This is a genomic window from Pseudomonas sp. (assembly GCF_049300855.1).
Lineage (GTDB): Bacteria > Pseudomonadota > Gammaproteobacteria > Pseudomonadales > Pseudomonadaceae > Aquipseudomonas.
Map to the genome: position 1 here is coordinate 163630 of NZ_JBAQKH010000028.1, position 13947 is coordinate 177576.

Sequence of the window (13947 nt, forward strand, 5' to 3'; positions counted from 1 at the left end):
TTTACCAAGGAGTGTGTATGGCTGTCGGATTGCAGCGGGCGTTGATGATCGCGCTGCTGGCACTGAGCGCGCCGGTCTGGGCGGCGAAGAAAGTCGATCTGGATTATCACGTGCGCCTGTTGCCGCAGAGCGATCAGGCCGAAGTGCGTCTGACCCTGGCCAAAGGCGAGGCGGTGCGCAGCCTTGATTTCGACCTTGGCGATGGCAGCCATTACAGTGACTTCAAGGCTGACGGCCAATGGTTGCTGAATCCGGGCAAGCAGGCGCGCGGTGTCTGGCGTCCCTCCAGCGACAAGGCCAGCCTGAGCTACCGAGTACGCATCAGCCACGGCCGCAAGAACGGCAGCTTTGACACTCGGATGACCCCGAACTGGGCGCTGATGCGTGGCGACGAGTTGGTGCCGCCGGCCAAACTCGATCAACAGGACGGCACCGAGCTGGTCTCGCGTCTGCAATTCGAACTGCCTGATGGTTGGAAAAGCGTGGAAACCGCGTGGCCGCGCATCGGCAAAAACAAATTCCGCATCGATAACCCCTCGCGTCTGTTCGACCGCCCGACTGGCTGGATGCTCGCCGGCCATCTCGGCAGTCGCCGTACACGCCTGGGCGAAACCGAGGTGACCGTGGCTTCGCCGCAAGGGCAGGGCATGCACCGGATGGATGTGCTGACGATGCTGACCTTCGTCTGGCCGCAGGTGCAGGCTGTATATCCGCGCCATCCCACTAAACTGTTAATCGTCGGTGCCAACGACCCGATGTGGCGCGGCAGTCTTGGCGCGCATGAGTCGATTTATCTGAACACGCGATTGCCGCTGGTCAGCGAGAGCGGCAGCAGTGCCTTGGTGCGTGAGCTGGCCCAAGTGTTCGGGCGGATCAATGACGAGCAGCGCAGCGACTGGATCAGCGAAGGCTTTGCCGAGTATTACGCCATTGAGTTGGTGCGCCGCGCCGGTGGCATGAGCGATGAGCGTTATCAGGGTTTGCAGGCGAAACTGGCCAGGGACAGCCAGAAAGTCACGACGTTGCGCGGCGAACAGATCAGCCCGGCTCAGCTGGCGAAAGCGGTGATGGTGTTGCAGGAACTGGATCGCGAGATTCGCTTGAAGACGCGCAACAAACGCTCGCTGGATGATGTGTTGCGTGGGGCGATGCATCTGGGGACGGTGAGTACCAAGGAGTTTGTGCAACTCGCCGAGAGCGTGCTTGGCGAGTCGTCCAAAGTTCTTGATACCGCGTTGCTTCAGTGACACCGCTATCGCTGGCAAGCCAGCTCCCACAGTGTTTTGGGTTGGGCACAAAATCAGTGCACAACCCATAAACTGATTTGGGGCTGGGCAAAAATTCTGTGGTCTCCACAGAACCTGTGGGAGCTGGCTTGCCAGCGATGGGGCCATCAGCCCCGCCGCAAATATGGGATCAAACCCCGGCTTTCGGCGATTTCACCGAATCATTGCCGGTCACGGTGGTGGAGCTGGTCGCCGCCTCGGCATTCGCCTTCAGCTTGCTCAACTCTTCCCCGGCCCGCTCGATTTTCGCCCGCACGTTATTCATGTCCTGACGACTTTTCTCAAACAGGCTCTTCACCGAACTGTGCCCGGTAATCCCGCGCGCCATCGCCACGCCGCCAATCGCCACCTGAATCAAACCGAACACACCGCCACGGCGCAGGCCTTTGCCGACCATGATCACGCCACCGGCCAGCGAGCCGATGCGCTCCCAGCCTTCGACGTTCTGCTCGGGGTGGCTCTGGAATGGGGTGGATTCGATACGTTCGACGCGTTTGAGCTCGGTCATGATCTTTCTCCAGGCAATGAGTAATGGATAAACAAGCTGACTGTGCAGACGGTCAGCTCGTTCCATCCAATGTGCGACGTATCAGCGGAATTTTGGTCCGGAGCGGGTATTCAAACCCTTGGCCATGCGGTCGTAGAGCACGACGTTGACCGTGGCGGCGAGGTTCATGCAGCCGGTGGTCGGGATGTACACGACGTCTTCGCACCAATCGCGGATATCTTTATCCAGCGAGCCGTCTTCGGGGCCGAAGATGTACAGGGCGCGATCCGGGTGAGTGTATTCCGGCAGCGGGCGGGCGCCCTCGACCAGTTCCACGGCGACCGGCACGCAGTTGAGCGGGAGGATCTTTTTCAGATCGTCGATACCGATCAACGGGATGTCGTAGTGCACGCGTTTGGTGTCGGTGACGAAGTCGGCGGCGCGTTCATAACGCTTGCCGGTGTAGAACACCGAGGCCACGCCATAGCAGCCTGCGGCGCGCATCACCGAACCGACGTTCTCCGGTGATTTGGGGTTATACAAACCAATGCAGCTGTACCGTTTGTCTGCCACGAGCGGGGTGCCTTCGGGAAAAAGAGCGCGATTATACGGGGATTGGACGAGGGCGGGCAGATTCGAGATCTGTGGTGATTGGCCCTGCCTCATCGCTGGCAAGCCAGCTCCCACAGGTACCTGGATGTACACAAAATTTGTGAACAGCCAAATCAAAGTGGGAGTGGCAAGCCAGCTCCCACAGGTTTCCTGGATTTACACAAAGTTTGTGAGTAACCCAAATCACTGTGGGAGCTGGCTTGCCAGCGATGGGGCCAGTGCTGGCAATGAAGATCAGTCTTCTTTTTTCATCAACCCGGCGAGGGCGGCAAAGGGGTTATGCGTCGCCTTGGCGATCTTCGGCGTGCTCAGCGAGCCTTCGCTGAAATACTGCTGGTCGGTATAGCGCGAGTGTTCGTTGTCGTGGCAATACAGGCACAACAATTCCCAGTTCGAGCCGTCCTGCGGGTTGTTGTCGTGATTGTGGTCGCGGTGGTGCACGGTCAGTTCGCTCAGGCGCTTGCCGGAAAACTCACGGGTGCAGCGGCCGCAGACGTGCGGGTACATCTTCAGGGCCTTGTCGCGGTAGCCCATTTCCTTGTCGCGCTGGTTGTCGGCGAGGATGCGATCCAGCTTCGACGTATTGGTTGGGGTGGACGAACTCATGGGTTCACCTTTGTAAAAGACTAATGACGGTTATGCGCAGAGTTTAGCTCAGCCCTTGAGCTTCTCGGCAATCCAGATCGTGTGGCGCGTGCCCTTGTTGCCGTGGGCGAAGACCTGGACCTCTTCGGCTTTGAAACCGGCCTTCTTCAATTTGTCGGAAAACAGCCGGTCGGCGCTGGCCGACCACACGGCCAATACGCCTTTCGGGCGCAGGGCCTTGGCGCAGGCATTCAGACCCGCGGCGGAGTACAGCCAGCTGTTGGCCTTCTGGGTCAGGCCTTCGGGGCCGTTGTCGACGTCGAGCATGATCGCATCGAAGCCGTTCGGTTCACTTTGCAGCACTTTGGCCACGTCTTCCTGACGAATCACCGTGCGCGGATCGAGCAGCGGACGACCGGACTTCTCACCGAGCGGGCCACGGTTCCACTCGACCACGCCGGGCACCAGCTCGGCGACCACGACTTCGGCAGTCTTGCCCAGATGCTTGAGCGCCGAGGCGAGGGTGAAACCCATGCCCAGACCGCCGATCAGCACCCGCGAATCCGGCCGGCCAGCGACCTTGCGGCAGGGAATTTCGGCCAGCGCATCTTCGGAACCGTGCATGCGCGTGTTCATCAATTGCCCGCCGTCGCCGCCCTGGATCTTGATGACAAAATCCTCGCCATACTCGAACAGGCACAGGGCACCGCCGCTTTCAGGGATCGGGGTGGTGTCGAGCAGAACGAAACGTTTCATGGAAATCTCTACAAGGGGGAAGGCAAGCAGGCCCGTTGGGAGTAGCCTGAGCGCAGACTAAGGCCAAACGGAGCCCTTGATGAAGCGCACCATTCTAACGGTCATTGCCCTGGCCGCGCTCTCGATTACTGCGGTGCAGGCGCAGCAGACCATTCCGGTCAGCCCGACGCCGCAGCCCGGCGCGCCGGGCACTGCGACACCGACGCCGTACCCGCCTATCACGCCGTTCAACATTCCCAAGTCCGGCCCCGGCAGTGGCAGCCCACCGCTGGTGCCGATCGAAATGCCCAGCCCGCCGAGCAAGGATCAACCAGTGCCGGGCATTGAGCCAACCGGCACCAAGACTAAGTCCCCCGGCGGTTAAACCTGTTGCGCCGCCAGTTGGCCGTCGGCCATGCGCAGACGTTTCGACAGAGAGACGGCGAGGGCGCGGATGATTTTCGCGGCGATCTTCGGCGCGTCGTTGAGCATTTTTTCCAGCGAGTCCTTGCCCAGGTTCAATAGCTGACAGTTCGTCGCTGCCACGCACGTTGCCGAGCGTCGTTCGCCATCGAGCACGGCCATTTCGCCGAACGCCCGACCGCTGCGCAGGGTGGCCATGGTGATGACCTGGCCGTCGGGCCCGGTTTTCTGCACGGCGACCTGGCCGGTGTGGAGGATGCACATGAAACTGCCGGCATCGCCCTCGCGGAAAATCGCTTCGCCTTCAGCCACGGTGCTGATGCTGAAGTAGCCAGAAGCTGCCGCAAAGTCGGCCAGCTGCAATTGATCGAACAGGCCACAGTCCATCAGCCAGTCGCGGATTTCGTTGTTCAGGAAGGTCGGTTCTGACATGTAATTGCGGTCTTTTTGTTTTCACTTTATCCGGGCGCTGCACGAACCCTGTGGGAGCGGGCTTGCCCGCGAAGGCGGCTTGTCAGTCAGCAATGATGTTGCGGCTGATGGCCTCTTCGCGGGCAAGCCCGCTCCCACAGGGTTTTGTGTGTTATCGACCACCGGAGTCTTGAGTTAAGACCCAAGTGATCGACGGAGTTCCTCAGGCCAGGCCCAAAACCTTGAAAACAAATGCGTATTCGAGCGCTACGTCACGTAATCCCTGATAACGCCCGCTCATCCCGCCATGTCCGGCGCCCAGTTCGGTCTTGAGCAGCAACACATTGTCGTCAGTCTTGGTCGCGCGCAGTTTCGCCACCCACTTGGCCGCTTCCCAATACTGCACGCGGCTGTCGTTGTAGCCGGCAATCACCAGCGTCGCCGGATAATCCTGCGCGCTGACGTTTTCGTATGGCGCGTAAGCCTTGATCCGCTCGTAGACGTCCGGCTCCTCGGGATTGCCCCACTCGTCGTACTCGGTGACGGTCAGCGGCAGTTCCGGGTCGAGCATGGTATTGAGCACGTCGACGAACGGCACTTCGGCAATTGCCACGGCGAACAGATCCGGACGCTGGTTCAACACGGCGCCGATCAGCAAACCACCGGCGCTGCCGCCGCTGATCGCCAGTTTCTCGGCCGTGGTAATGCCGTTGAGGATCAGGAATTCGGCGCAGGCAATGAAGTCGCTGAAGGTGTTGTGCTTGTGTTCCTGCTTGCCGGCGCGATACCAGGCTTCGCCCAGTTCACCGCCGCCACGCACATGGGCGATGGCGAAGGCCATGCCGCGATCCAGCAGACTCAGGCGGGCGTGGGAGAACCACGGATCGAGGCTCGAACCGTAAGCGCCGTAACCGTACAGATACAGCGGCACCGCTTGGCCGACCATTTCGCGCTTCATCACCAGACTGATCGGCACTTGCGTGCCGTCCGGCGCAGTGGCCCATAGACGCTGGCTGACGTAAGCGTCGGCGTCGAACGGGCCGAGCACCGGGGTTTCTTTCAAAACGGTTTGCTCGCCGCTCGCCAAGATCAACTGACGCACTTGCGCCGGGCGATTCAACGCTTCGTAACGCAGACGAATGCGGTCGCTCTCGAACTCCAGGCTGTTTTGCACATAGAGGCTGTAGGCCGCGTCCGGCAGTTGCACGCGATAAGGCGCCAGGCCCTGTGGGTGAACTTCGATGATCGGCAGGCCACCTTCGCGCAGGCTCAGGGTCATTGCCTCGGTGTTGAGGCTGACGCCATCGAGCATCACCGTGTCGCTGTGGGGGATCAGGTTTTGCCAGTCGGCTTCGGTCGGCGCGATGCCGGTGTCCGGGGCCTGATACAGGGCGTAGTTGATGCCGTCACGGTTGGTGCGGATAAACCATGCCCACACGCCATCGAGCAGGCCGTGATCGACGTCGTATTCGTGATCTTCGACCCGTGGCGCCAGGCAGGTGAACGGCAGATACGGCTGGTTGGCGTCGAGCGCCCAGACTTCGCTGGTGGTCTTGCTGCCCAGCGACAGCAGCAGTTGCTGCTCGGAACTGGAACGGTAGCAGTGCAGAAAGAAACGCCCGTCCTCCTCGTGAAAGACTTCTTCAGCAGCGGTGCCGTCAAGACGATAACGGAACAGTTTGTGCGGACGATGGGTGTCGTCGAGTACACCGAAAAACAGGGTCAGGCTGTCGTTGGCCCAGGTCATGCTGCCGTCGCAGTCTTCGAATTCCAGTTCGCTGACTTTGTCGTTGGCCAGTTCCTTGACGAACAGCGTGTAGATCTCATCGCCCGAAGCGTCGACGCTATAGGCCAGACGCTGATGATCCGGGCTGATGCTGAACGCGCCCAACGAGAAGAAACCGCCATTGGCCAGCAAATTCGGGTCGAGCAGCAGTTGTTCGCGGCTTTCGTCGAGGTTCAGGCTGTCGTCCGCCGGACGCGGGCAGCGGTAATGCCGGGCGTATTCGTCACCGGCGGTAGTGCGCGTGTAATACAGATACGGGCCCCACGGCGAAGACAGGGACAGGTCGGTTTCAAGAATCCGGCCCTTGATCTCTTCGAACAGCGTTTCACGCAATTCGGCCTGATCGGCGGTCTGCGCTTCTTGATAAGCGTTTTCGGCCTTGAGGTAATCGAGCACCGCGTCGGTGTCGCGTTCCTGCAGCCAGGCATACGGGTCGGCACCGGCAGCCTTGTGGGCGATCGGGGCACTGTTGGCGTTGGCGGATTGGGGCATGGAAGGCTCTCGGACAATGTACGGAATAGGGGTTTTCGCGGATCTTGAAACCGCCGCAGCCCCATGTGGGAGCGAGCTTGCTCGCGAAGGCGTCGTGTCAGATGACATTTGTTTCACTGACCCAGCGCTTTCGCGAGCAAGCTCGCTCCCACAGGGTTTGCTGCTGGCCGTCTGGTATTGGGACAAGCCGCACGGGCGAAAAGTCGTTACTATAAGCGCCTCTTTGCCTGCCTTGCCATGGACACCATGACCGAGAACGACTATCTGATCGCCTGGGGCCTCTACGCCTTTGCCGCCGTGGGCTGCCTGTTGGTATGGATGCGCCTGACCACCTGGATGTGGCGCTGGTTGCGCGAGCCACTGCGCGTGTTGATGGCGGTGTTGCTGTTCAGCCCGACCATCATTGATCCGGTGAAAGCCAAGGTTGCGCCGTCCATCGCCATCACCGCGCTGGATCTGGCCTTCAAGGTCGGCAACAACGCCTGGCGGGCGATTTCCGATCTGTTCATGTACAGCATGATCGCTTTCGGCATCTACCTGATTTTCGTGCTGATCCGCTTCCCGATCGAACGTGCTTCGCGCGCGCGTCGTGAACAGGCCGAAGCCGCCAAGGCCGCCGCTCGCGCCGATGATCGCGATGACGATCAACCGTTTGGCGGTGCCGGTGACGACCGCTACGGTCGTCCTCCATTGCCGAACAATCCGCAGCGCATGCGGGTCGAGCCGCGCCTGTAACCCGAGAGTCCGCACATGTGTGAATTACTGGGCATGAGTGCCAACGTGCCGACCGATATCGTGTTCAGCTTCACCGGCCTGATGCAGCGCGGCGGCCGCACCGGCCCGCACCGTGACGGCTGGGGCATCGCCTTTTATGAAGGCCGTGGCTTGCGTCTGTTTCAGGACCCGGCGGCGAGTTGCGAATCGGAAGTCGCCAATCTGGTGCAGCGTTATCCGATCAAAAGCGAAGTGGTCATCGGCCACATCCGCCAGGCCAACGTCGGCAAGGTCTGCCTGTCCAACACCCACCCGTTCGTCCGTGAACTGTGGGGGCGCAACTGGTGTTTCGCGCATAACGGCCAGCTCGCCGATTTCACCCCGATCAAAAGCTTCTACCGCCCGGTCGGCGATACCGACAGCGAGGCGGCGTTCTGCGATTTGCTCAATCGGGTACGTGCAGCATTTCCGGAGCCGGTCGATATAGAAGAACTGCTGCCGGATCTGGTCGCCGCGTGCGCCGAATACCGCAGCAAAGGCGTGTTCAATTGCCTGCTCAGCGATGGCGACTGGCTGTTCTGCTATTGCTCGACCAAACTCGCACAGATTACTCGCCGCGCACCGTTCGGCCCGGCGCGCCTGAAGGATGTCGACGTGATCGTCGATTTCCAGGCGGAAACCACGCCCAACGACGTGGTCACGGTGATCGCCACCGAGCCTTTGACCGAAAACGAAACCTGGACCCGCTACGAACCGGGCCAATGGAGCCTGTGGCGACGCGGCGAATGCGTAAGCCAAGGCAAGACCGAATAAGGATCTACCCCGATGTTGCTCAGTTATGTACGGCTGGTGTTGTTTGCGGCGGGCCTGTTGATCGGTGTCCAGGTGCCGGGGTTCATCAACGATTACGCCAAACGCGTCGAGGCGCATCTGATCGAGGCGCAGACCGGTCTGCGTGGCTTTCAGGGCACCGCCGAGCAGTTTTTCAAGGGCGATATGCAGGCGCTGGTCGCGCATTATCGCGCCAGTGAAGACCCGGTGTTTCGCAGCGATGCCGACAGCCTGAGCACCTTGCTCAGCCGTCAGATCGCGCTGGACAAGCAATATCAGGCGATGCAAGGCCCGTGGTACATCCGCTTCCTGCAAGTGGTGCTGGCCGCCGATCCGGATATTCGCAAGGAAACCTGGAACGGTTACAGCTACCAGATCCTGCTGACGCCGGAAGCGATGATCTGGGGCATGAGCGGCGCGTTGTTGCTGTCGTTCGGCATTGAATGCCTGTTCCGCTTGATCGATTGGGTCGTGCTCGGTGGCCGACGTTTGCGCCAGAGCCGGCCGATCGAAGACCGTGACGTGCGCGGTCTCTGATGATCGTTCCCACGCTCTGCGTGGGAATGCCTCAACGGACGCTCCGCGTTCGGCTTTCGAGGGACGCGGAGCGTCCCGGGCTGCATTCCCACGCGGAGCGTCGGAACGATCAACTTAAAGCGATGTAGTCCTTGCCCACCTTGCGCGCGTAACCTTCCAGCACCTGCTGACACAGCGTCACAATCTCCTCGACCCACTCAACGCCCACCCGCCACGACACCACCACCTGCAAGTTCGGTGGCCGTTGATCAATCGCCAGCAAGGTCAATTCCCCTCGCGCCAGTTCCTCGGCGACCAACACCGGTGGCAGCACACCAATCCCGAATCCATCACGCAACAACCGGGTGATCGCCGACACTGAATTCACGCAGTTCAAACGTGGCGCGAGTACGCCATTGGCCTGCATCAACGCCAGAAGGTCCTGATGCGGCCGGGAGTTTTTCGAATAGGTGATGACCCGTTCCTGCGCCAGTTCGGCGAGGTCGGCGTAGTCGCGGTTGTAGATCGAATTACTCGCGACAATCCAGCCCAGCGGATGGCTGGCCAGCTCCAGGCTGCGCACGCTTTCATGACGGATCAGATCGGTTTGCAGAACGATGTCGAGAAAGCCTTTTTGCAGTTGATCGCAGAGGTTCAGCGAGGTATCCGCCACCAGCTCGATTTCCACCCGCGGATACAGCTCTGTCATCTGCGCCACCAACGGGCTGAGCCAAGTGTGAATTACCGTGTCCATCACGCCGATGCGCACCCGGCCGACTTTGCTCGAGCGGGTTTCGATCGATTGCTTGAGCGCCGACATCGTGTCGAGCATTTGCTCGGCATATTCCAGCACTTTCAAGCCTTCGGGCGTCAGGCTGACACCGCGTGAATCGCGCAAAAACAGCTTCACCCCCAGTTCACCTTCCAGCACTGCGATGCGGCTGGAAATCGACGCCTGGGTGGTGAACAGCTTGTCGGCGGTCAGGCGAAAACTCTTCAGTCGGGCGACCCAGACAAAGGTCTCGAGAAACTTCAGGTTCATGGGCAAGGCTCGGGTGACAAATTTTTCTTATGGCTAAGGCGGGTTTTTATTCGTTGGACGCAGCAGGGCCGCGCGACGAAAAATCGACGCATCCGGTCCCCACGATAGGCGTCGTCGGGGCTACGAACAAGACCAATAAAAAACCTGCGGAGATAAGCCATGCGTGCTCCCGACACCCTAGAAGCATCCACGGCAACGGCGCGTCCCGGGCCGTTCGACTGGTATCGCAACATCAATCAGCAGGAACGTCGCACGTTCTGGAGCTGCAAGATCGGCTACGGTCTGGACGGCATGGACACGCAGATGCTCAGCTTCGTCGTGCCGACGCTGATTGCGATGTGGGGCATCACCACCGGCGAAGCGGGGCTGATTCACACCAGCACGTTGATTGCTTCGGCGATTGGCGGTTGGGTGGCCGGGATTCTTTCTGACCGCATCGGTCGCGTGCGCACCCTGCAACTGACCGTGTTGTGGTTCGCCTTCTTCACCTTCCTCTGCGGCTTCGCGCAGAACTACGAACAATTGCTGATCGCGCGCACGTTGATGGGCTTCGGTTTCGGCGGCGAATGGACTGCCGGTGCGGTGCTGATCGGTGAAGTGATCCGCGCCAAGGACCGTGGCAAAGCGGTGGGCATGGTGCAATCGGGGTGGGCGCTGGGCTGGGGCCTGACAGCGATTCTGTATGCGTTGCTGTTTTCCGTGTTGCCGCCGGAAGACGCTTGGCGTGCGCTGTTCATCCTCGGCATCGTGCCGGCGATTTTCGTGATTTTCGTCCGTCGGCTGGTCAAGGATCCGGAGATCTATCGCGAAGCCAAAGCGCAGCAAACGCCAGAGACTCAGTCGAAGTTCTACGAGATCTTCGCCCCCGGCATGCTCTTCACCACGATTCGCGCTTCGCTGTTGACCACCGGTGCTCTGGGTGGTTATTACGCGATCACTTCCTGGCTGCCGACCTTTCTGAAAAACGAACGCGGCCTGAGCGTGCTCGGCACCGGCGGTTATCTGGCGATGGTGATTGTCGGCTCCTACGTCGGCTATGTGATCAGCGCTTATCTGACTGACCTGCTGGGGCGGAAAAAGAACTTCATCCTGTTCGCAGTCGGCTCGTTCACCATCGTTCTGCTCTACACACAGTTGCCGGTGAGCAACGGTGTGATGCTGTGGCTGGGCTTCCCGTTGGGTTTCTTCGCCTCGGGGATTTTCAGCGGCATGGGCGCGTTTCTCACTGAACTGTTCCCCACGCGGATTCGCGGTTCGGGGCAGGGCTTTTGCTACAACATCGGCCGGGCGCTGGCGGCTTTGTTTCCGCTGCTGATCGGTCTGCTCAGCCAGAAAGTACCGTTGAGCGTAGGTATTGGCGCCTTTGCGGCGGTGTCTTACGGCGTAGTGATTATCGCGGCGTTGAGCTTGCCGGAAACCCGTGGCAAGCAACTCGATGCGCAGTAACTGATAACCTGCGCAGCACAGTCCTACAGATAAAAAGACAAGCACCTACAGGAGTGTTCACCGTGAGCCGCCTGCTATTGAATTGCGACATTGGCGAGAGTTTCGGCAGCTGGACCATGGGCCTGGATGCCGAGGTCATGCCCTTCATCGATTGCGCCAACGTGGCCTGTGGTTTCCACGCCGGTGACCCGAGCATCATGCGCAAGACCGTCAGCCTGGCCTTGAGTCATGGCGTGCAGATCGGCGCACACCCGGCCTATCAGGATCTGGTCGGATTCGGTCGCCGCTCCATGGTGTATTCGGCGCAAGAGCTGCAAGACATCCTGCATTACCAGATCGGCGCGCTCGATGGCATCTGCAAAGCCCAGGGCGGGCGCGTCAGTTACGTCAAACCCCACGGCGCGATGTACAACGACATGATGGCCAACCCGGCGCAATTGCGCGCGGTGATTCAGGCGGTGGCCGCTTACGACCACAGCCTGCCGTTGATGCTGATGGCCACCCGCGACAACTCGGCGGCGCAGCAGATCGGTGATGAGTATGGCGTGCCCCTGTGGTTCGAAGCCTTCGCCGACCGCGCCTATGACAGCGCCGGCAAACTGCTTTCGCGACAACTGCCGGGCGCGGTGCATCACGACCCCGAGAAAATCATCGAGCAAGCCCTGACCATCGCCCGTGGCGACCCGCTCAGCGCCAGCGATGGCAGCGCCTTGCGCCTGCACGCCAACACCCTTTGCGTGCACGGCGACAACGCCAGTTCGGTGGCCGCCGTGCAGCGCATTCGTGAAGCCTTGAATCAGCAGAGTGCACCATGAGCCCAAGGATTGAAGTGGTGGCACTGGATTGCCTGATGCTGCGTCTGTTCGACGAAATCGCCGAAGCCAACATGCCGTGGATGCTCGCCGCCAGCGAGCGCTTGCGTGCGGTGTTCGGCGCGCAGCTGATCGATCTGGTGCCCTCGTATACGACGCTGATGGTGCATTACGATTTGACTGCACTGAGTCCGGGTCAGGCGCGGGAATTGATCGGCGAAGCGTTGATCGACCTGTCGCCGAATGCCCGAACCGGCGGCCAGTGCCATGTGCTGCCGGTCTGGTATGACCTCAGCGTCGGGCCTGAATTGAGCCTGCTTGCCGAGCGAAGTGGGCTGGCAGTGGAGGAGGTGATCCGTCGCCACAGTGGACGTGAATATCAGGTATTCGCCCTGGGTTTCGCGCCGGGGTTCGCGTTTATGGGATTGGTCGAAGAAATCCTCGCGGCTCCACGTTTGAACACGCCGCGCAAGAAAGTCGCCGCCGGAAGCGTGGGAATTGCTGAGCGGCAAACCGCAGCTTATCCAGTCGTCTCACCCGGTGGCTGGAACCTGATCGGCCGCACGCCGGCGCAACTGTTTGATCGTCATCGCGACGGCTACAGCCTGATGCAACCGGGCGACACGGTGCGATTCGAAGCGGTCAGTCATGCCGAGTTCATCAATCTGGGCGGCGACGACACGCCATTGGAGGCGCAGGCATGAGCCGATTGACGATTGAGGCGAGTACGCCGCTGTGTCTGTTGCAGGACGCGGGGCGTTTCGGCGTGCGGCATCTGGGCGTGACCCAGGGCGGCGCGGCAGACTGGTGTTCTATGAGTTGGGCCAACTGGCTGATGGGTAACGGGCTGGATGTGCCTGTGATCGAAATCACCCTTGGCGGCTTTGTCGTCATCGCTGAAGATGATTGTTTGCTAGCGCTGGCCGGGGCAGACCTTGGCGCGCAGATTGACGGGCAACCGCTGGCGCCGTGGCGCAGTTTCAAGTTGCGCAAAGGCCAGACATTGCAGTTCACGCAGCCGTTGCTCGGGGCTCGGGCTTATTTGGCGGCGCCCGGTGGTTTCGCCGCACCGAAGGTCTTGGGCAGTAGCGCCACCGTCGTGCGTGAAGAACTCGGTGGGCTCGATGGCATGGGTTTGCCCTTGGCCAAGGGTTCGACGCTGAGTTGTCACGGGGAATCGCTGTTGCTTCGCGAAGTGCCGCTGGCGTTGCGGCCGGATTTGAAATCGACGGCAGCTCTGGATCTGGTGCTCGGCGCGCAGATTGGTCAGTTCAGCGGGCAGAGTCTGTTCGATGCTTTCAACAGTGCCTGGACGCTGGACAGTCGCGCTGATCGCATGGGCATTCGTTTGCTCGGCAAGGCGTTGGAATATCAGGGCCAGCCGATGATTTCCGAGGGCATTCCGTTGGGCGCGGTACAAGTGCCGCCGGACGGCCAGCCGATTGTGTTGCTCAATGACCGGCAGACGATTGGTGGGTATCCACGCTTGGGCGCGTTGACGCCGTTGGCGCTGGCACGGCTGGCGCAGTGTCTGCCGGGGGCGCAGGTGCGGTTAAGGCCGGTGGTGCAGGATGTCGCACATCGCGAACATATCGAGTATTTGCAGAAATTTGGCTGAAGACCAGAAGATCTGAGCCTGCGGCAGCTCCTACAGGGGAACGCGAATTTGATCGTTCCCACGCTCCGCGTGGGAATGCCGCCTGGGACGCTCCGCGTCCCTGTGACGCAGAGCGTCACTGGATGCGTTCCCACGCAGAGCGTGGGAACGA

The 13947-nt window shown here is 60.6% G+C and carries 16 protein-coding genes; 9 read left to right on the top strand and 7 right to left on the bottom strand.

Annotated elements, in window-relative coordinates:
• The first annotated feature begins 17 nt into the window (after positions 1-17).
• A complete protein-coding gene (locus tag WA225_RS14885) occupies positions 18-1247 on the top strand; it encodes a hypothetical protein (protein WP_422608477.1) in 1230 nt (409 codons plus the stop codon).
• Positions 1248-1416: 169 nt separating this feature from the next.
• Here WA225_RS14885 and WA225_RS14890 read toward each other — a convergent pair whose 3' ends face one another.
• From WA225_RS14890 to WA225_RS14905, 4 genes are all read right to left on the bottom strand, one after another.
• Positions 1417-1794, bottom strand: a complete 378-nt coding sequence (locus tag WA225_RS14890) for a YgaP family membrane protein (RefSeq protein WP_422608478.1) — start codon at positions 1792-1794, stop codon at positions 1417-1419.
• Positions 1795-1875: 81 nt separating this feature from the next.
• Positions 1876-2346 carry an RNA methyltransferase gene (locus tag WA225_RS14895; RefSeq protein WP_150730362.1) on the bottom strand — a complete coding sequence of 157 codons (471 nt, stop codon included), beginning with the start codon at positions 2344-2346 and terminating at the stop codon, positions 1876-1878.
• Between the two features lie 273 nt (positions 2347-2619).
• On the bottom strand, positions 2620-2991 hold the full coding sequence (locus WA225_RS14900; protein WP_007911336.1) for a YajD family HNH nuclease: 372 nt from the start codon (positions 2989-2991) through the stop codon (positions 2620-2622).
• A 48-nt stretch (positions 2992-3039) separates the two neighbouring features.
• Positions 3040-3726, bottom strand: coding sequence for a spermidine synthase (locus WA225_RS14905; protein ID WP_007911335.1), 687 nt, complete (start codon positions 3724-3726; stop codon positions 3040-3042).
• A 79-nt stretch (positions 3727-3805) separates the two neighbouring features.
• Here WA225_RS14905 and WA225_RS14910 point away from each other — a divergent pair, with 79 nt between their 5' ends.
• Positions 3806-4090 (top strand): hypothetical protein, encoded by a 285-nt coding sequence (locus tag WA225_RS14910; RefSeq protein ID WP_422608479.1) that lies wholly within the window; start codon positions 3806-3808, stop codon positions 4088-4090.
• Here WA225_RS14910 and WA225_RS14915 read toward each other — a convergent pair.
• Positions 4087-4560, bottom strand: a complete 474-nt coding sequence (locus WA225_RS14915) for a cyclic nucleotide-binding domain-containing protein (protein ID WP_034153174.1) — start codon at positions 4558-4560, stop codon at positions 4087-4089. The two genes, WA225_RS14910 and WA225_RS14915, sit on opposite strands and share 4 nt — an antisense overlap.
• Positions 4561-4762: 202 nt before the next feature.
• Positions 4763-6817, bottom strand: coding sequence for a S9 family peptidase (locus tag WA225_RS14920; RefSeq protein ID WP_422608480.1), 2055 nt, complete (start codon positions 6815-6817; stop codon positions 4763-4765).
• 237 nt (positions 6818-7054) lie between these two features.
• Between WA225_RS14920 and WA225_RS14925 the strand changes: the two genes are divergently transcribed.
• The 3 genes from WA225_RS14925 to WA225_RS14935 are packed head-to-tail and all read left to right on the top strand — an operon-like array spanning position 7055 to position 8899.
• Positions 7055-7552 carry a hypothetical protein gene (locus WA225_RS14925; RefSeq protein WP_034153176.1) on the top strand — a complete coding sequence of 166 codons (498 nt, stop codon included), beginning with the start codon at positions 7055-7057 and terminating at the stop codon, positions 7550-7552.
• Positions 7553-7567: 15 nt separating this feature from the next.
• Positions 7568-8344: a class II glutamine amidotransferase gene (locus tag WA225_RS14930; RefSeq protein ID WP_007911322.1), complete on the top strand. Its 777-nt coding sequence runs from the start codon at positions 7568-7570 to the stop codon at positions 8342-8344.
• A gap of 12 nt (positions 8345-8356) precedes the next feature.
• A complete protein-coding gene (locus WA225_RS14935) occupies positions 8357-8899 on the top strand; it encodes a DUF2937 family protein (protein ID WP_422608481.1) in 543 nt (180 codons plus the stop codon).
• Between the two features lie 109 nt (positions 8900-9008).
• Here WA225_RS14935 and WA225_RS14940 read toward each other — a convergent pair whose 3' ends face one another.
• Positions 9009-9920, bottom strand: coding sequence for a LysR family transcriptional regulator (locus WA225_RS14940; RefSeq protein WP_422608482.1), 912 nt, complete (start codon positions 9918-9920; stop codon positions 9009-9011).
• Between the two features lie 159 nt (positions 9921-10079).
• On the opposite strand from WA225_RS14940, the gene WA225_RS14945 reads away from it, so the two are divergent.
• The 4 genes from WA225_RS14945 (at position 10080) to WA225_RS14960 (ending at position 13796) form a co-directional block, all read left to right on the top strand.
• Positions 10080-11366 (top strand): MFS transporter, encoded by a 1287-nt coding sequence (locus tag WA225_RS14945; protein ID WP_422608483.1) that lies wholly within the window; start codon positions 10080-10082, stop codon positions 11364-11366.
• A 62-nt stretch (positions 11367-11428) separates the two neighbouring features.
• Positions 11429-12181, top strand: a complete 753-nt coding sequence (locus tag WA225_RS14950; protein ID WP_422608484.1) for a 5-oxoprolinase subunit PxpA — start codon at positions 11429-11431, stop codon at positions 12179-12181.
• Positions 12178-12882: a 5-oxoprolinase subunit B family protein gene (locus WA225_RS14955; protein WP_422608485.1), complete on the top strand. Its 705-nt coding sequence runs from the start codon at positions 12178-12180 to the stop codon at positions 12880-12882. The genes WA225_RS14950 and WA225_RS14955 overlap by 4 nt, the downstream gene beginning before the upstream one ends.
• Positions 12879-13796 carry a biotin-dependent carboxyltransferase family protein gene (locus WA225_RS14960; protein ID WP_422608486.1) on the top strand — a complete coding sequence of 306 codons (918 nt, stop codon included), beginning with the start codon at positions 12879-12881 and terminating at the stop codon, positions 13794-13796. Before WA225_RS14955 ends, WA225_RS14960 begins: the two co-directional genes overlap by 4 nt.
• The last annotated feature ends 151 nt before the right edge of the window (positions 13797-13947 follow it).

What these genes read in the sequence shown, in the direction of transcription:
- WA225_RS14885 (WP_422608477.1), top strand. Translation starts at nt 18, where the DNA reads ATGGCTGTCGGATTGCAGCGGGCGTTGATGATCGCGCTGCTGGCACTG.
- WA225_RS14890 (WP_422608478.1), bottom strand. Translation starts at nt 1,794, where the DNA reads ATGACCGAGCTCAAACGCGTCGAACGTATCGAATCCACCCCATTCCAG.
- WA225_RS14900 (WP_007911336.1), bottom strand. Translation starts at nt 2,991, where the DNA reads ATGAGTTCGTCCACCCCAACCAATACGTCGAAGCTGGATCGCATCCTC.
- WA225_RS14905 (WP_007911335.1), bottom strand. Translation starts at nt 3,726, where the DNA reads ATGAAACGTTTCGTTCTGCTCGACACCACCCCGATCCCTGAAAGCGGC.
- WA225_RS14910 (WP_422608479.1), top strand. Translation starts at nt 3,806, where the DNA reads ATGAAGCGCACCATTCTAACGGTCATTGCCCTGGCCGCGCTCTCGATT.
- WA225_RS14915 (WP_034153174.1), bottom strand. Translation starts at nt 4,560, where the DNA reads ATGTCAGAACCGACCTTCCTGAACAACGAAATCCGCGACTGGCTGATG.
- WA225_RS14920 (WP_422608480.1), bottom strand. Translation starts at nt 6,817, where the DNA reads ATGCCCCAATCCGCCAACGCCAACAGTGCCCCGATCGCCCACAAGGCT.
- WA225_RS14925 (WP_034153176.1), top strand. Translation starts at nt 7,055, where the DNA reads ATGGACACCATGACCGAGAACGACTATCTGATCGCCTGGGGCCTCTAC.
- WA225_RS14930 (WP_007911322.1), top strand. Translation starts at nt 7,568, where the DNA reads ATGTGTGAATTACTGGGCATGAGTGCCAACGTGCCGACCGATATCGTG.
- WA225_RS14935 (WP_422608481.1), top strand. Translation starts at nt 8,357, where the DNA reads ATGTTGCTCAGTTATGTACGGCTGGTGTTGTTTGCGGCGGGCCTGTTG.
- WA225_RS14940 (WP_422608482.1), bottom strand. Translation starts at nt 9,920, where the DNA reads ATGAACCTGAAGTTTCTCGAGACCTTTGTCTGGGTCGCCCGACTGAAG.
- WA225_RS14945 (WP_422608483.1), top strand. Translation starts at nt 10,080, where the DNA reads ATGCGTGCTCCCGACACCCTAGAAGCATCCACGGCAACGGCGCGTCCC.
- WA225_RS14955 (WP_422608485.1), top strand. Translation starts at nt 12,178, where the DNA reads ATGAGCCCAAGGATTGAAGTGGTGGCACTGGATTGCCTGATGCTGCGT.
- WA225_RS14960 (WP_422608486.1), top strand. Translation starts at nt 12,879, where the DNA reads ATGAGCCGATTGACGATTGAGGCGAGTACGCCGCTGTGTCTGTTGCAG.